Source organism: Streptococcus handemini, from assembly GCF_040984445.1.
Lineage (GTDB): Bacteria > Bacillota > Bacilli > Lactobacillales > Streptococcaceae > Streptococcus > Streptococcus handemini.
This window is the reverse complement of the sequence record NZ_JBFRYH010000003.1, coordinates 1-16,947: the sequence shown is the minus strand read 5'-3', so window position 1 is coordinate 16,947 and position 16,947 is coordinate 1. Positions and strand designations below refer to the sequence as shown.

Here is a 16,947-nt window from a genome sequence, read left to right as displayed (position 1 = left end):
AACTAGTTGGCTTGCTCTAGACAGAGAAAAAGCTAGGCGCACGGCCTAGCTTCTCAAGTATTTATCACATCGCTGTTTCTTTCAAGGTAAAGTTCTGCCACGGTTGCAGATAATCCAAAATCAGCAAGCTCCACGGTGTGAGTCGGGCGACAACATTGGCTTTCTCGCTGACGGTAAAGGATTTGAGGGCAATCTGCAATTCCCCCTTGTAGCGCAGGTAAGCATCGTTATCAATCACAATCGTCCCTCTACTGACCTCTTTGGACTGTGTGCGCAGTGGAATGCTCTCTTTTTCATACCGTACCCGAGGTTCTGTTGAGCGGATAACGAAATCAGACACATCTCCCCGATACCGATGCGGAAAATCAAGAACAGCCTGTTCTACAGCAGTCAACTTCACCAAAGGCTCATAGGTGAGCCCGATACTGTCTTCCTCCAATACCTTGACGAGACCTGCCAATTCGCTTTCTGCGATAAATTGATTGGAAATCAAAACCGTATCAAACAGGCCTGTCGCTTTCATCACTTCAGTCTGAACCGTCAAAGGTGCATGGCGGATTTCTTCCAAGGTCGGAAGACCTTCTGTCACTGGCCAAGGGCCTTCTGTTGCGGTCGTTGCACTCAGAAAGAGCGCTGTCTCAATCTCTCTTTCGTGATAGAAAGCGGACATGTCTAGGAAATGCTTACGCGAAAGCCCTGTAAATTCATGGGGATAAAAATTGTGGCAGGCAATGATATTCTCCACATTTCCCCCTGCTGCTAGTAACTCTGTCAGCAAGTGCGTATCCGTACTCATATTGAGTTCGATTTTAAGACCATCCGTATTCTGCGTCAAGAGTACCATCTCAGCTAGTGGCAACGCCTCATCCAGTCTGATACCTGCTAGACCAAATTCCTGACATTTTTCCACCAAACAATCTTGCCAACCATTTGCTTCCAAAAAAGCTGGGCTAACATCCGCAATGACCCGAATCCCCTGTTGATTTGCATAGGCAATAATGGATTGATAAAGCTGACCATAATCGCCCATTCCATCTGACAATTGCAGAAGACTCATAAAGAGGCGCTTAGCTCCATACTTGGCAAGTAAATCGATATAAACCAAGGACTGCTTGAGGTCGTATTTCTCAGGATAAAGCGAAAATCCAAGTGCTAGCACAGCGCCTCCTATCTCTCAAAACCGTTGTTTTGACTCAGTTCTTTAAACCAATGACCCGACTTTTTAATCATCCGCTCTTGGGTCTCTAGATTCAGTTCAATTAGACCATAGCGATTCTTATAGGCATTGAGCCAAGACCAGCAATCGATAAAAGTCCAGAGCATATAGCCCTTACAGTTAGCCCCAGCTTCTATCACCTTGTGGAGCTCCACCAAATGGTCGGCGATAAAGTCGATTCGATAGTCATCTTGGATGGCTCCATTTTCGCGGAATTTGTCCTCTCCTTCGACCCCCATACCATTTTCGGTGACAAGCCATTCGATATTACCATACTGCTCTTTGAGATTGATACCAATATCGTAAATGCCTTTCTCATAGATTTCCCAGCCACGGTGCGGATTGATTTTCTTACCAGGCATATCGTAGGGCTCGTAGTAATAATGCGGTGTCAAAGGCTCGTCTTCACTTGGCTGAGTGCTTCTAGCTTGCACGCGTAGAGGTTGATAGTAGTTGACTCCTAGGAAATCAACTGTGTTTTCCTTGATAATGGTCAATTCTTCTTGCGTTGCTAACGGTAGGATGTCATGTTTCTTTAAGATATCCACCAATTCAGGCGGATAAACACCTAGAACAGATGGGTCTAGGAAACTCTTGGTTTGGAACAATTCAGCAATCCGTGCGGCATCTTGGTCTTCTTTGCTATCACTGCGTGGATAGGCTGGAGTCAGATTCAAGACAATGCAAATCCTGTGATCTGGATGTGCTTCATGACAAGCCTTAACCGCTAAGGAACTTGCCAACTGCGTATGATAGGCCACCAAGGCAGCCGCCTTGGCATCGACCACACCAGGCAGATGAAAATCTCCCAAATACCCACATTCGACAGGAACAATCGGCTCATTAAAGGTAATCCAAGTGTCTACGATATCACCAAACAAGCCAAAACAGGTTCTGGCATAGCGCTCGTAAGCATAGACAGTTTCCTTATTTTCCCAGCCTCCCTTTTCTTGTAAGGCATAGGGCAAATCAAAATGATAGAGATTGACAATCAGCTTGATTCCCTCACCCACAATGTCTTGAAATACCTGACGGTAGAAGGCAACTGCCTGCTCATTGACCTCGCCTGTCCCGTCTGCAAGCAAACGTGACCACTGAATGGAGGTACGAAAGACCGTATGCCCCGTTTCTTTCAAAAGTTTGATATCCTCTTTGTAATGCTGGTAGAAGGTAGAGGTATTTTCAGGACCTACCTGATCAAAAAAGCGTTCTGGCTCTCTCTCATACCAAGCGTCCCAGTTGCTTTTGGTCTTACCGTCTCCTGCTACAATCCCCTCACTCTGAGGGCCTGAGGTGGAGCTTCCCCATAGGAAACCTTCTGGAAAACGGTAAATTGTTTTTGCTGTATCTGACATAGTTTCTCCTTTTATAGCCTTTTAGTTTTATTTATACTCAATTAAAATGAACATTTTTTGATACTTTCTTAAGTAGTACGGACGCAAGCAACCTCCTCCAAAGTCGGAGTTTTATTGCTAATTTTCGAGCTTATATCTCGAAAATTTCGTTACTACAAAAGTATCGTCTTTAACACACTGCGTTCGCTCTATTCTCTAACAATAGATGAATTTTAGTGAGTATGGCTACTATACTAGGCAATGCATCGCAAACAAGGCGAATGATAAACCTACTATATCAAAACTGAAAGACTATTCTTGTTTTTAATTCTAGTATAATCCCAGCAGGTTTTATTGTAAATGCTTTCAAACAAGATGTTTTTCCACATTCTTAAGGAAAATCTAAAAAAAGAGTGGGAACAAAAGTCGAAATGCCTACTCTCGACTGTCCCCACTCTTTTTATTTTTTCTAAGAACCTGTATTCATAAGCGAAGCAATTCTAATTGGGAGCTTATTTTACAATAATCAAGGCACTTTTTAAAGGAATACTGACTGTATTTCGAAAAAAAGCAACGATGAGTAGCGCCTGAATAGAGTTGCTAAGCTTTGAATACAGGTTCTAAGATTGGGTATCAACTCGCTGCTAAATGGCCTGCATTTGCGCATAAATCCCCCCACGCGCAATGAGTTCTTCATGGTTGCCTCGCTCTACAATTTCTCCCTTATCAAGTACCAAAATCTGATTGGCATTTTGAATGGTAGACAAGCGGTGGGCAATAATAAAGGTTGTCCTTCCCTCTTTCACAACTTCCATGGCATGCTGAATAATTTCTTCGGTTTCTGTATCAATGTGCGAAGTTGCTTCATCCAAAATCAAAATCTTCGGATCTGAGTAGAGGGTACGGGCAAAGGCAATCAACTGCCGCTCCCCACTGGAAAACGCAGCTCCTTTTTCCACCACAGGCTCATCAATTCCTTTCTCCAGACGACACAACAAATTCTTTGCACCGACCTTCTCCAAGGATTCCAATACCTTCTGTCGATCCATCTCCTCGTCGTTCATGCTGACATTGCTGGCAATGGTTCCTGTAAAGAGGTAGGGGTCTTGCAGGACAATGCCCATGTAACTGCGGACACTTTCTCGTCGATAGTCTCTGATATCTTGCCCGTCAATCTGGACACTTCCTTGTTGCGGATCATAAAAGCGATAGAGCAGGTTCATAATGGAGGTCTTGCCCGATCCGGTATGACCGACAAGGGCACTGGTCTCACCCTTTTCCACCTCAAAGGAAATATCCTTCAAAATGGGCTTCCCTTCTTCATAGGCAAATTGGACTTGGTCAAAGACCACACGACCATCTGTCACGATAAGACTTTCTTCATTATCGTCTTCAACGGGCTCTTCCAATAAGGCTAACAAGCGTTTCCCTGTTTCTAAAGAACGCAGCATATTAGGAAACAGCTGTACCATGCGCCCCATCGCATCAAAAATATTGGAAACATAGTTGATATACACGAAGAGCAAGCCGGCTGTCAAGTACCAATGTCCCTCTAAAAATTGCTGACCGATAATCGTTAAAACCAGGGTAATGACCAAATATTTGACCAATTCCGTCATATTCCATGATGCAATGGATTGGGCCCAGATGACTCGATTTTCTGCCTGTTTCATCTTAGTAGCCGTCTCTTCAAAATCCTCCATAATGGCGTCTTCCTGACCATAAAGCTGAATCAAACTTGCACCATTCATTGCTTCATTGACCTTGGTATTGATGTCACTTCTGGCATCGTAAAAATCTTTCATCGGTTGGTCTGTCAAGCGTTTGTATAAAAGCTGCAAACCATAAAATACCGGCAATAAAGCTAATAGAACCAGTCCCAGATGGACATTCATATAAAAAATAATCCCGTAGGTAAAGGCCAAATGGACAGCATTATTAAAGATATAAACTAAGGTTGCATAGAATTGATTGCGCAGGGTCTCCGTATCGTTTACAATCCGTGTCGCAATTTTTCCTGCTGGTTTGTCATCAAAGTAAGAAATCGGTAAACGTTGCATACGGTCGTAAGCACGATTGCGCAAGATTTCCGCAATCCGATTGGCACAGTGCATCAGAATACGTGTCGATAGATAAAAGAACAACGCACCCACAATATTAAAACCTATATAGACAGCTAATTGCCAGAGAAAATCTGCTTGTTCAAAGGGCAATCCCTTGCTCAAGTCTGTAATCGGTCCATCGATGATTCGTTGCAAAAGGATTGGCGATAGACGCACAAAGATTGAGGCGCCAAGATAGATAAGAATCCCGAGACCAAATAGGCCTTTGACATGGCGAACTTCTTTTAATAAAGTCATCATTACTCTCATGCTCCTCCTCCTTCCTGACTTTGCTGACGTTGGTATTGCTCATAATACCAACCTTTGTTTGCTAATAGTTGTTCTGGCCTTCCTTCTTCGACAACGCGACCGTCTTCTAGCACCAAAATCCAATCCGCATGTTGGACCGCAGACAAACGATGGGTCACAATGATATTGGTTTTACCCTCACGCTCCCTTTGGATATTTTCAATAATTTGGCGTTCCGTTCTCGCATCCACCGCAGATAATGAATCATCTAAAATGAGCAATTCTGGATTTCTCAAAAAGGCACGAGCAATCGAAATCCGCTGTTTTTGTCCACCTGAAATCGATACCCCACGCTCACCAATCATGGTGTCCATTCCCTCAGACATACGCTCTAAGTCCTTGGTGAAATCTGCCGTTTCAATCGCCTGAGCAATTTCCTCTATCTGACTACCGACCTTACCAAGAGCGATATTTTCTCGTACCGTCTTGGAAAACAAAATATGCTCCTGTGGCACATAACCAATCTTACTTTCAATCGAAGCCCGCTGGAAATCCAGTACAGATTGACCGTTGATAGTAAACTCTTGTGTTCCAATAGGATATTGGCGCAAGAACTGACGAACTAAGGTTGTTTTTCCTGAACCAGTTTTTCCGACAATCCCAACTGTCTGACCGGCTTTCAAGGTCCATGAAATTCCTGTTAAACTATTGCGTTCCGCCTGAGGATACCGAAAATCATAATTCCTAAAGGCTACTTCCTGCAGACTTACAAGTAGGTCCTTGCCATCTTCTTCCATATCATCACCAGTTTCCACCAGCTCCTGCAATTTGGCAAAAGAAGTTTTTCCGGTCTGATAGACCAAAATAAAGTCTGACAACATCCAGAACGGCTCCAACAACGTCACTGTATACAGTTGCAGAGCAATCACCTGACCAAGCGATACCTGATCCCGCTCCAAGAAAACCGCTCCCATACTAAGAATCGCTATGGTCGCAAGTCCTAATAAAATGGTTACTAAGGGATTGTACAAGGATTGAAAGACCATAATATTGTCCCCTCCTTGGGCTAACTTACGCGTGCGTTCTTGGAATTTACGCTCTTGTCGTTCTTTCTTACTGTAGGCTCTTGTTACACGAATCCCTTCAACAACTTCCAAGACTTCATCATTGAGACCAGCTACTGCTTCACGATTAGCCTCAACAGCCTTATCCTGCTGCTGACCGATAATATAGATTGCCGCAACCAATATCCCCATTGGAACCAAGGCAACAAGGCTAATCTGCCAAGAGATGACTAACATGGTCGGAATGATAAAAGCGATCATCCCACCTGCATAGACCACAATCATCAGACCATAACCCACCATGTCCATCAAGCCTTCCACATCAGTTGAAAAGCGAGTCATTACATCGCCTGAGCGAAATTTTTCATAAAAGGGAGTCCGCATCACAACCAGTTTCCAAAAAGAACGTTGCTGCATCTCAAACTTAAACCGCACAGATGACTGGAATAACTTCACATGCCAAATATAGCCTGTAATATAGCTTAAAATTGTTACCCCTAGTAGAATCAACATATCCTGTATCAAACTGGCTTCTGTCAAGGTCTGCTGACTAATCTTATCCACCAACCCTTGAATAATCTTGGTTGGCACTAACAAACTAACATCATATATAATCAAGGTAATGGCAACCAGTAAATACAACCACTTGTGCTGTCTTACATAGCGCATAATAAATCCTATCATTTTCTCCTCCTTAAAATCTCATCATCTTTCAGTTTTGCTTTCATACTGGGCAAGACAAGTTCACCTTGTAGTAATGAAAGTCGAAAGACTAGAAAGCACACAAAAAACCCGAGATAGAATTGCTCCATCCCGAGTCCCTCAAGTCCACAAAAAGACACTAAGGTCGATACTTAGAAAGGAGTCCATTCTGAAAAACATAACTGTTCATTACTGCATTGTTGTTCATTTTTATTCTCCTTTCATTTATTATATATTCATCATTGTAACAGAATATAGTAAGAAGTCAAGAATTGACTGGCTTTTTTTCGAAAATAGTTTCACATTTTAAATGAAACACCCTACTTGTACATAAAAATGAGTATACAGCCTCCTATCGTTCATTTGCTATTTGTTATACTGTTATCAAGCACTGTTTACTCACGACTAATCCAATCACCTATCACTGTCAAAAGTATTTGATTTCAACCTACTGTATCCATCTCGTCATTTTAGCAAAATTTTAAATAACAAAAAAACCTTATTTTACAAAGGTTTTTCGCACTATAGTATGCTAGTTGCCGGGATTGAACCGGCGACCTCATCCTTACCATGGATGCGCTCTACCGACTGAGCTAAACCAGCAATACTCCAATAGTATACCAAGAACACATCTATTTGTCAATCGGTCTAGCAACATTTTTTTGCTCTTAGCTACGACCTATTCTTATAATTGCACTTTATCATGCAACCCTCTCACCACCTTATTTTACTTGCACTTGATTTTCCGAGTCTTTTCATATACACTAAAGATATAGAAAAAGGAGGCTAACGATGCTTATTGGTATTCCAAAAGAAATTAAAAACAACGAAAACCGTGTGGCTCTGACACCTGCCGGAGTCCAAAGTCTAGTTGCACAAGGACACAGGGTCGTCATCGAGAGAGGAGCTGGACTTGGTTCTGGCTTTACAGATGCAGATTATGAAGCACAAGGGGCAAAAATTCTCTCTACGCCAGCAGAAGTCTGGGCGAGCGAGTTGGTTGTCAAAGTCAAGGAACCACTCACTCAAGAATACGGCTTCCTCCGCAACGATTTAGTCCTTTTCACCTATCTTCACATGGCTGCAGCACCCGATTTAGCAAAAGCTATGCTCACTAGTAAAACGACTGGTATTGCTTACGAAACTGTAACAGACAATGGACAATTACCGCTTCTCACCCCTATGAGTGAAGTTGCTGGTCGTATGGCTGTTCAAATCGGAGCGCATTTCCTAACCAAACAAGCAGGTGGATCTGGAGTCCTTTTAGGCGGTGTACCTGGTGTACCTAAAGGGAAAGTAACCATTATCGGTGGCGGTATCGTCGGAACTCATGCAGCCCGTATCGCGCTAGGGCTTGGCGCTCAAGTAAGCATTTTAGACATCAGCGCCAAACGCCTCTCTGTTTTGGAAGAAGTCTTTGGCAATCAAATCCAAACCTTGATGTCTAACCCATTTAATATTGAAGCAAGCGTAAAAGATGCAGATGTTGTCATTGGAGCAGTCTTACTTCCCGGAGCCAAAGCACCAAAATTAGTCACAGAAAACATGGTCAAACAAATGCGTCCTGGCTCTGTCATTGTCGATGTAGCCGTTGACCAAGGGGGAGTTGTTGAAACTGCTGATCGTGTAACAACTCATGATGAACCAGTATATGAAAAATACGGTGTTCTCCACTATGCAGTGGCTAACATTCCAGGAGCTGTTGCTCGTACTTCTACCATTGCCTTAACAAATGTCACCTTGCCTTATATTATCAAACTGGCTAACAAAGGCTTCAAACAAGCTATTTTAGACGATGCTGGTTTCAAACAGGGTGTCACGACCTATCAAGGCCTCATTACTAATGCTGCCGTTGCTGCTGGCCTCAATCAAGACTACACAAGTATTGATGAACTGATTTAAACATTTATAACCAAACTTATAGAATAAAAGCGAACAAGATTTCTGTTTTGATAAACAGAAATCTTGTTCGCTTTTATAGTAGTTTACTCATCTTTGTTGCTCTTCTTCTGGCTCATAAGCTCTGATAATTTCCGCAACAACAGGGTGGCGGACAACATCTTTGGCTGAAAAATGCACGAAATCGATCTGCGGAATCTTCTTTAGCTTCTCCGTCGCGTCAATCAACCCAGACTTGACATTGCGCGGCAGGTCAATCTGACTGCTATCGCCATTCACAATCATCTTGGAGTGAAAACCAAGTCGGGTCAAAAACATTTTCATCTGCATAATGGTCGTATTTTGCGCTTCATCCAAGATGACAAAAGCATCTTCCAAGGTCCGACCACGCATATAGGCTAGGGGCGCAATCTCGATAATCTCACGCTCCATCAAGCGCGTCGTCTGATCCTTCCCTAAAATCTGATATAGGGCATCATAAACAGGACGAAGATAGGGATCGACCTTTTCTTTCAAGTCCCCCGGTAAAAATCCAAGGCTCTCTCCTGCTTCTACCGCAGGACGGGTGAGGATAATCCGCTTGACTTGTCCACGCTTTAGGGCAGTCACGGCAAGTGTCACCGCAAGAAAGGTCTTTCCTGTCCCTGCTGGCCCAATTCCAAAGACAATGTCATGGTCCTTGATACTGTCCACATACAGTTTTTGCCCCAAGGTCTTGACCCGAATAGGCTTACCATAGTGGTCTTTGATAATTTCTTCTTCATACAAGGCTACAAATTTCTCAATCTCATCATTTTTAGCCATGGAAATAGCCGTTACCACATCTGGTAGTTGAATGGTCAAGCCACGATGAATTAAAACGAGTAAGGACTGAATAACCAACCGTGTCAACTCAACATCAGTTAGCTCTCCAATCACCTGTACCACTTCTGTACGCGCATGAATCACCACGTTCAATTCTTGCTCCATAAGACGCAAATGACGTTCATTTGACCCAAATAAGCTCAGCATATCATCTGGGTGAGACAGGGAAATATCAATTGAATATTCTTGCAATAGCGTGCTCCTTTACCGATCTTTTTTCTATTATACCAAAAAAACGTCCAAGGGGACGTTTTTTATAGGTCAGAAATGACTAATCTTTTACATTTGGTCACGGGTAGACAATACAATGTGCCATAAGAGTCAATGAGCTAGATAGTCTTCCCATATTCGATCAAAGTCTGACATGAAAAAGCTAAAACTTGCCCGCTCTTCCAAAAAACGACTCACTTCATCAAAATGATCTGATTGCTTTGGAAAATCTGCTTCTTCAAAGGCCAAATCAGCTAAAATAGCAACTGGTTCATGACTTTTAGGATTGCGCTGGGTCATCAGCCAACTATAAAAACTTTTTCTCATGACTGCTCACTTTCCGCTTATTTTCTTCTACGACGACTGCGCCTTGGACGATAGCCAGTCTCATCTCTCATCAGACGCTGATTCTGTTCCTTATGGCTGATACTCAAAATCCATACTAACAAAGTAGCTACCAATAAGAACACTCCTACTCCCCATATCCATGGTTTTTTAAGTAGCTCTCCCAACGTAACTTTTTCGTTTAATTGTTTCTGCGCCATTTTTATCCCAGATACATCTTCTACAGTCATGCCGTCTGAAATCATTGGGCTAACAGTCTCTAAGCCATTATCAACGCGTAATTGGTCGTTTTCAATCGTATAAGTTGGTGTTTGTCCCTTACGAATTGTCGCATAAAAATCTGAAGCTAGTTCATAATTTTTTCCATTGATGAGCTGCTTGCCTGCATCTAACACCTTACGGTATTCATAATCTGCATAGGCTTTTTCCAACAAGGCATTGCCAAACGGATGACGATAGTATTCCCCATCTTGATCAGACCAGTCACCAACTCCCATAATAAGACTGATCAATCGTTGGTCTCCACGCTTCGCCGTTGCAATATAGTTAAAAGCTCCTCGCGGACTAGAACCTGTTTTCAATCCATCGACCCCTTCAATGCCATATCGAGCACCTGGCAAGGAATAGTTATAGGTTTCAAAGGTTTCTTCATAAGGAGTTCCTGCTTTCACCGTCACCACAGGATGCTTAGTATGCTCCAAAATCCCTGGGTAATTCTTTAAGAAATGGTAAACCAGAATGGATAAATCTCTCGCCGTTGTCTGGTTAGCGGCATCATGGTCATACCGTGTTGGATTATAATACCCCTGAAAAGAGCTAGCTGAAGCGCCACTTGCATTATACCAATATGTATTTTTCATCCCTAACTCTTGAGCTTTCGCATTCATCATATCAAGAAAAAGATCTGGATCATTATTTGATAGATAATTGGCCAGCATGACCGTTGCTGCATTAGAAGACGGGACAGCCGTCATCGTTATCAATTCCTCGACGGTATAATCAACTCCCGCAATAATCTTATTATTTGAAATTTCATAGATACCCGCAATGGCCTGATCAGTTTCTGTCGCCGTGATGACCGTATCTTCAGTCAATTTCCCTTGACCAATCGCCTCATAAACGAGGTAAAGTGTCATCACCTTACTCATACTGGCAGGGTCACGAACTTTATCAGGATTATCCTGCCAAAGAACAGCCCCCGTATTTCCATCTATAATGATTGAAGATTTAGGTCGGTTGACTTCACTGACCTCATAACCTGCCGCCCGTGTAATATCCATCAGTTCATCAGCCCAAACAGGAACCGAAACGGTAGACAACAACAGCACTAAACACCATGCTAAAACTTTCTTCACTCTCAATCTCCTTTCTTTTAATGATTGAACGAATACCATGTACAAATGGTGGCAACTAGATCAATTCTGTCCCTAATTCGTCCTGCTTAATTTTCCCAGCCTTCATCAAGCCTCCGAGAGCTTTTTTAAATTGACCTTTTGAAATCCCAAATGTAGTCTTAATCTCGTCTGGAGATGATTTGTCATTTAAAGTCATAAAACCACCATTGCTCTCCAAATAGGTCAAGACCATCTGCGCATCATTTTCGAGCATCTCAAAGGAACGTGGCTTAACAGACAAGTTTAAGGTTCGATCTACCTGTCGATAACCGATAACCCGCACCTGCAATTCCTCTCCTAAACGCGGCTCTGTATAGCGCTCGCTTGGGTGAATAAAACCTAACATATTGTTATCTGGTAGGTAGACAAAGGTCCCACTCAACTTCAGACGATAGACAATAGCGCGTAGGTTTTGGTTTTGCATATTGTCATAGGCATAGCCAGCCAAACGCTGGAAATCTTCTTGGAAGGCTGGAAGCGCCCAAATGCGGTCTCTTTTATCCACATCATATCGGACATACAATTTGTCACCTTTTTTGGGCCATAGTTCTTTGATTTCTGGCAACACATCTAGTGACACAACCACTTGCTTATCCGGTAAACCAGTGTCCAAAAAGACACCTAAATCACGGCGAACTTCTGTCACCTCTCCCCAGCCAAAATTGGTACGGGTCGCAGTTACCTCTTTGGTCGTTAAACGGAGTTTTTGCTTCATATCTGTGTAAACAAAGCCTTTCACAGACTCACCTAGTTGGTGTTCGCCCTCCTCTTTTGCAAGTGCAAAGGTCAAGCCTTCCTTTTGGACAAAGTAATATTCCTTGTTCTCATCTGTCACAAGACCTGTGATAACCGTTGCTAATAATTGATTCATTTTTTATTTCCTATTTCTACTATAAGGGAGTTCTTCAACCATCGGTATACAAACTAGAACTCGCTCATTCATTCTGATGATAAATGCCCCTATAACGCTAAAAGGGCTAAGGGTTTCAGCCTCGCCCATAGATTTTTCTTAGAACCTGTATTCATAAGCGAAGTCATTCTAATCGGGAGCTTATTTTACGATAATCAAGGCGCTTTTTTGAAGGAATACTGACCATATTTCGAAAAAAGCAACGATGAGTAGCGTAAAATAAGTCCTGAATAATGTTGCTGAGCTGTGAATACAGGTTTTTATACTTCTAAGAGTTCTTTTTCCTTCTCAGCCGTCATTTGATCAATTTTCTTAATGGCATCATCGGTCACTTTTTGAATATCTTTTTCAAGTGTTTTCAAATCATCTTCTGTAATTTCTTTGGCTTTTTCCGCTTTCTTTGCTTCATCCATGGCATCACGACGAATGTTGCGGATAGCTACTTTAGAATTTTCTCCAACCTTCTTCACATCTTTTGCTAAGTTTTTACGTGTTTCTTCTGTCAAGGCTGGAATGACCAAGCGAATAACTGTACCGTCAGATTGCGGTGTTAAACCAAGGTCAGAAGCGTTAATCGCACGCTCAATATCTTTCAAGATAGACTTATCAAATGGCGTAATCAATAGAACACGCGCTTCTGGCACCGTAATCCCTGCCAACTGGTTAAGTGGGGTGTCTGCCCCATAGTATTCAACTGAAATACGGTCTAGTAAACTGGCATTGGCACGGCCTGCACGAATATGGCTAAACTCACGTGCCAAACTTTGGTGCGAATGTGCCATGCGCTCTTGCGCTTTTGAAATAATTTCTTTTGTCATAAAATCTCCTTTATTTTGCTTCTTTGTTATTTGAAACCGTTGTTCCAATTGGCTCGCCAAAGACCACTCGCTTGATATTGCCTGGCTCATTCATATTAAAGACAACAAGGTCAATGTCATTGTCCATCGATAAGGTAGAGGCTGTTGCATCCATGATTTTCAAGCCACGGCTAATCACTTCTCGGTGAGTCAACTCGTTAAATTTCACAGCATTGGCATCCTTTTTCGGATCCGCATTATAGACACCGTCTACCCCATTTTTCGCCATCAAAATCGCATCCGCCTGAATCTCAGCTGCACGAAGGGCTGCTGTTGTATCCGTTGAAAAATACGGAGACCCAATTCCTGCACCAAAAATCACAATTCTGCCTTTTTCCAAATGGCGCAAGGCACGTCCACGAATATAGGGCTCAGCGACTGATTGCATAGCAATGGCTGTCTGTACACGAGTGTCAACACCAAATTGTTGTAATGCATCTGCCATAACCAAAGCATTCATCACTGTTCCAAGCATACCAGTATAGTCTGCCTGAACACGATCCATACCAGCTTCTGCGGCTGGCTCGCCACGCCAAAGATTTCCACCACCAATTACCAAAGCAATCTGAACACCTGAAGCAGCCACTTCTTGAATTTCTTGCGCCATTTTTTGAACAGTTGGAATATCAATTCCGACACCACGTTCACCAGCCAGGGCTTCTCCAGATAATTTTATAAGAATACGTTCATATTTTGGTTTCATCGTCCTACTCCTCTATTCTATCTTTATCATTTTATCATAAAATTTTCATTTTATGTAGTCTGATGAGCAGATAAAAAAGAAAAATCTCACGAAGGAGACTTTTCTATGAAATATGTAATTTTTCTCGCAAAGCAACGGCTCGATTGCCAAGCAAGCTATCCAGTTGACGGGTCTTCAGGGTTAAGATTCCGAAAATCAGAATTCCAGCAAATCCTGCAATTCCCACATGAATCGCACTGGACACATAGCCTGTTGGTGGGAGTATGCGACTCACCCCCCATTCTACCAAGAAGACGACCAGTGCCATCGCCAGAGTAACTACCGAAATAGTTACAAAATCTTTCTTAATCCTTTTCTCTTCCAATGGAATGACGCGATTAATTCGACGATAGAAGAAATACGTCGTTACTGCTAGACCAGCTGCCGATGATAAAAGTGGACCATACACCCGGAAAAGGAAAATGAAGGGAAGCTGCAAGAGAATTTTCACCACAAGTCCCAGTGTAAAGAAGAAGATAGCCCAACGATTTTCAAAAATCGCCTGAATGACAACTCCTAAAACAGCGTACAGACCTTGTAACAAAATCAAGAACAAATTCCCTACAAATAATGCAATCGCTAGGTGTTCTGATTGACCATAAAAAACAGTGTAAAGCGGATACGCAATGAGCACTGCTCCAACAACCGCAGGAATGACCAGGATAAAGAGCATTTGCAGATTATCTGTAATTAAACGCGCCGTCCCCTTGTAATCCTTTTCGATAAACCTAGCTGTAATCAGAGGAATTGCCACACTTCCGATAGAACCTGCAACACCAATAATCAGCATGGTAATCTTGCTGGGATTTGCCGTCATATATGTATACCAAACCAGCAACTCCTTTACTGACTCTCCGGTAAGAAAGTGCATAAATTTGACAAAAGTAATCTGATCGATAAACTGAAAAATCTGGAAGGCACAGCCGATTACAATTAGCGGAATCGCTTCTTTCACTGTCTCAATAACCAACGGCTTGAGCTGAATTTCCGAAGCAACAGACTTACTATGGTAAATCTTGGAAATCAAGCCACGTCGGTGCATAATGTAAAGCAGTACACCAATGCTGGCAAGCATTCCGATAAAGGCACCAAATGTTGATTGAATAACTGCTTCATGATAATTTCCAGACCCTAACTTCATGATATAGAAGGTCATCAAGAGAATCCAGATGACCCGAACCACCTGCTCCGCAATCTGACTAAGCGCATATGACTTCAAATCATTGATCCCTTGGAAGAAACCACGCACAATGCTCATCGCCGGAAAGATAAAGAGAGGAGGTACTAAACTGTGCATAATAGGAATCAAGAGAACCTTTGACCCTGATAAGTCTGCCAATAATGGAGACGACAAATACATAATTCCAGCAAATACTGCGCCTAATACCAGCATGAGTTTAAAAATTTCTCGAACAAGATAGTAAGAAATGTCCTCACGTCCCAGAGTATTGTACTTGGCAATCTGCTTTGCCACTGCAGTTGGTAGGCCAACTGTCGAAATCAAAAGAAAATTAGCATATACTTGATAACCCATATTAAAAAGGGCATTCGCAACAGCCTTGTCTTGCCCCAGCCACATATACCAAGGAATTACATAAATCACTCCTAGTAGACGACTGATAAAATTACCAGCTGTCAACCAGGTCATCCCTCTGACCAGCGTTTCCTGCTGTGTCTGCCTTGTTTGTTCTAACATAATGCTCTCTTTCATAATTTACTAACCTGAGTCCTTATTATAAACTTTTCCTTGTAACTTGTAAAACAGGAACATTTAAGATATAATAAAATGAGTCTTAAGAAGGAAAAAATGAATGAATGAACAAACATGCTTATTTAATAATTTCCTACGATAAATTTGAACAACTTGCCTTTCAAATTTCTCTCCTCGATGATCCACGAAATGATATTTTTATCCATATGGACCAGCGGACTGCTTTCACCAAAGCAGACCAAGAGAAATTGATTGCTGTTGCAAAACACTCCACTGTCTATTTTACATCCCGTATTGCCGTCCACTGGGGACATTTTTCATTGGTCGAATGCGAGCTAATCCTCTATAAAGCTGCTGCTGAAAAAGGCCCCTATGCCATGTACCACTTGATGTCTGGTGCAGATATGCCTCTCCAATCACAAGATAGGATTCATGACTTTTTCTCAGATAAACTAGACAAGATTTTCATCACCCGTTACAACCAAGAAGAGGCGAAAACATTAAAGTTTCATAAGTTAGTCGAGCACTATCACCTCTTTAGAAAAATCGATCCTAGACAGCTCGCTCCACTTCCAAGGAAACTGCTTCGAGCCTATCAGATTGCCGAAAACAAAATTCAGACCGCTCTTCACATCGACCGCCTACATGGCAAACGAGAAGAAATGGGATTCGACGGCTTTTCCGAGTGGAAATCAATAGGACACGATGTTCTACTCGCAACTCTTGCCAATGAAGATTGGATTCGCAAGCAATTTCGCTTTACTTTTTGTTCAGACGAATACTTCTTCTCCATGCTCTTAAAACGGGTAGGAAGGCTAAATTATATCTACCATTATGAACCCGTAAATGATATCCCCGACGAATTGCAAGGCAATCTTCGCTACATCAACTGGTGGGATGGACATCCTTATGAATGGACAGACTCCGAAACTGACTTAGCTCAGCTTGACAAGGGGATTGCCCTCGGCCACCTCTTTTCACGTAAATTTAATCTAGAAAAATATCCTGCTTTAAAGGAATATATTTTAGATAAAGTAACAAAATCGTAACCAAAAATCACACAAGCCTATGATATACTCCCCATATAGTAGACAGTGAAAAAACCAAAATTCACTAGACACTATAAGGGGAGTTTTCACATGTCCAAAAGAAGTCCAAAATCAGTAGAAGAAAAGTTAGAAATTGTTTGCTTATTACTTCACCAAGAACAGTCGCTTACCCAACTTAGTAAACACTATCAGGTCGATCATCAAACAATCCAGTCTTGGAAAATGAAATATGAGGAGTTCGGTATAGACGGTCTTAAGGAGAGTCGAACTTGGAAACACTATTCGTCTGAGTTAAAAGA

General features: G+C 42.3%; 14 protein-coding genes and 1 tRNA gene. 3 read left to right on the top strand and 12 right to left on the bottom strand.

Annotated features, from left to right (window positions below; genetic code table 11):
* Positions 1-64 precede the first annotated feature (64 nt).
* The 5 genes from ABPH35_RS00835 to ABPH35_RS00815 all read right to left on the bottom strand — a co-directional run bounded on the left by ABPH35_RS00835 (position 65) and on the right by ABPH35_RS00815 (position 7,270).
* Positions 65-1,159: a DUF871 domain-containing protein gene (locus ABPH35_RS00835; RefSeq protein ID WP_368849468.1), complete on the bottom strand. Its 1,095-nt coding sequence runs from the start codon at positions 1,157-1,159 to the stop codon at positions 65-67.
* Between the two features lie 8 nt (positions 1,160-1,167).
* Entirely contained in the window at positions 1,168-2,571 is a 1,404-nt protein-coding gene (locus tag ABPH35_RS00830; protein WP_368849467.1) for a family 1 glycosylhydrolase, read from the bottom strand.
* A 623-nt stretch (positions 2,572-3,194) separates the two neighbouring features.
* Positions 3,195-4,922 carry an ABC transporter ATP-binding protein gene (locus ABPH35_RS00825; RefSeq protein ID WP_349987995.1) on the bottom strand — a complete coding sequence of 576 codons (1,728 nt, stop codon included), beginning with the start codon at positions 4,920-4,922 and terminating at the stop codon, positions 3,195-3,197.
* Positions 4,919-6,649 carry an ABC transporter ATP-binding protein gene (locus tag ABPH35_RS00820; RefSeq protein WP_349987996.1) on the bottom strand — a complete coding sequence of 577 codons (1,731 nt, stop codon included), beginning with the start codon at positions 6,647-6,649 and terminating at the stop codon, positions 4,919-4,921. Before ABPH35_RS00820 ends, ABPH35_RS00825 begins: the two co-directional genes overlap by 4 nt.
* A gap of 548 nt (positions 6,650-7,197) precedes the next feature.
* Positions 7,198-7,270: transfer RNA gene (locus ABPH35_RS00815), tRNA-Thr, on the bottom strand.
* 189 nt (positions 7,271-7,459) lie between these two features.
* Here ABPH35_RS00815 and ald point away from each other — a divergent pair.
* Positions 7,460-8,569, top strand: coding sequence for an alanine dehydrogenase (gene ald, locus ABPH35_RS00810; RefSeq protein ID WP_349987997.1), 1,110 nt, complete (start codon positions 7,460-7,462; stop codon positions 8,567-8,569).
* Between the two features lie 87 nt (positions 8,570-8,656).
* Here the strand turns inward: ald and ABPH35_RS00805 are convergent, their stop codons facing one another.
* The 7 genes from ABPH35_RS00805 to ABPH35_RS00775 all read right to left on the bottom strand — a co-directional run bounded on the left by ABPH35_RS00805 (position 8,657) and on the right by ABPH35_RS00775 (position 15,599).
* Entirely contained in the window at positions 8,657-9,622 is a 966-nt protein-coding gene (locus ABPH35_RS00805; protein ID WP_349987998.1) for a PhoH family protein, read from the bottom strand.
* 129 nt (positions 9,623-9,751) lie between these two features.
* Positions 9,752-9,967: a YozE family protein gene (locus tag ABPH35_RS00800; protein ID WP_349987999.1), complete on the bottom strand. Its 216-nt coding sequence runs from the start codon at positions 9,965-9,967 to the stop codon at positions 9,752-9,754.
* A gap of 17 nt (positions 9,968-9,984) precedes the next feature.
* Entirely contained in the window at positions 9,985-11,340 is a 1,356-nt protein-coding gene (locus ABPH35_RS00795) for a D-alanyl-D-alanine carboxypeptidase family protein (protein WP_349988000.1), read from the bottom strand.
* A 55-nt stretch (positions 11,341-11,395) separates the two neighbouring features.
* Entirely contained in the window at positions 11,396-12,250 is an 855-nt protein-coding gene (locus tag ABPH35_RS00790; protein WP_349988001.1) for a CvfB family protein, read from the bottom strand.
* A gap of 299 nt (positions 12,251-12,549) precedes the next feature.
* Entirely contained in the window at positions 12,550-13,107 is a 558-nt protein-coding gene (frr, locus tag ABPH35_RS00785) for a ribosome recycling factor (protein ID WP_349988002.1), read from the bottom strand.
* 10 nt (positions 13,108-13,117) lie between these two features.
* The gene (gene pyrH / locus ABPH35_RS00780; RefSeq protein WP_349988003.1) at positions 13,118-13,849 is read right to left on the bottom strand and encodes a UMP kinase; all 732 of its coding nucleotides are present in this window, start codon (positions 13,847-13,849) and stop codon (positions 13,118-13,120) included.
* Positions 13,850-13,952: 103 nt separating this feature from the next.
* Entirely contained in the window at positions 13,953-15,599 is a 1,647-nt protein-coding gene (locus ABPH35_RS00775) for a putative polysaccharide biosynthesis protein (RefSeq protein WP_349988004.1), read from the bottom strand.
* A 104-nt stretch (positions 15,600-15,703) separates the two neighbouring features.
* Between ABPH35_RS00775 and ABPH35_RS00770 the strand changes: the two genes are divergently transcribed.
* Together ABPH35_RS00770 and ABPH35_RS00765 are read left to right on the top strand one after the other, a co-directional pair.
* Entirely contained in the window at positions 15,704-16,648 is a 945-nt protein-coding gene (locus tag ABPH35_RS00770; RefSeq protein WP_349988005.1) for a beta-1,6-N-acetylglucosaminyltransferase, read from the top strand.
* A 90-nt stretch (positions 16,649-16,738) separates the two neighbouring features.
* Positions 16,739-16,947: helix-turn-helix domain-containing protein (locus ABPH35_RS00765; protein WP_368849466.1), on the top strand; the 209-nt coding region annotated here is incomplete at its 3' end.

Coding starts and splice junctions, on each gene's coding strand:
- ABPH35_RS00830 (WP_368849467.1), bottom strand. CDS start 2,571: ATGTCAGATACAGCAAAAACAATTTACCGTTTTCCAGAAGGTTTCCTA.
- ABPH35_RS00825 (WP_349987995.1), bottom strand. CDS start 4,922: ATGAGAGTAATGATGACTTTATTAAAAGAAGTTCGCCATGTCAAAGGC.
- ABPH35_RS00820 (WP_349987996.1), bottom strand. CDS start 6,649: ATGATAGGATTTATTATGCGCTATGTAAGACAGCACAAGTGGTTGTAT.
- ald (WP_349987997.1), top strand. CDS start 7,460: ATGCTTATTGGTATTCCAAAAGAAATTAAAAACAACGAAAACCGTGTG.
- ABPH35_RS00800 (WP_349987999.1), bottom strand. CDS start 9,967: ATGAGAAAAAGTTTTTATAGTTGGCTGATGACCCAGCGCAATCCTAAA.
- ABPH35_RS00790 (WP_349988001.1), bottom strand. CDS start 12,250: ATGAATCAATTATTAGCAACGGTTATCACAGGTCTTGTGACAGATGAG.
- frr (WP_349988002.1), bottom strand. CDS start 13,107: ATGACAAAAGAAATTATTTCAAAAGCGCAAGAGCGCATGGCACATTCG.
- pyrH (WP_349988003.1), bottom strand. CDS start 13,849: ATGAAACCAAAATATGAACGTATTCTTATAAAATTATCTGGAGAAGCC.
- ABPH35_RS00775 (WP_349988004.1), bottom strand. CDS start 15,599: ATGAAAGAGAGCATTATGTTAGAACAAACAAGGCAGACACAGCAGGAA.
- ABPH35_RS00770 (WP_349988005.1), top strand. CDS start 15,704: ATGAACAAACATGCTTATTTAATAATTTCCTACGATAAATTTGAACAA.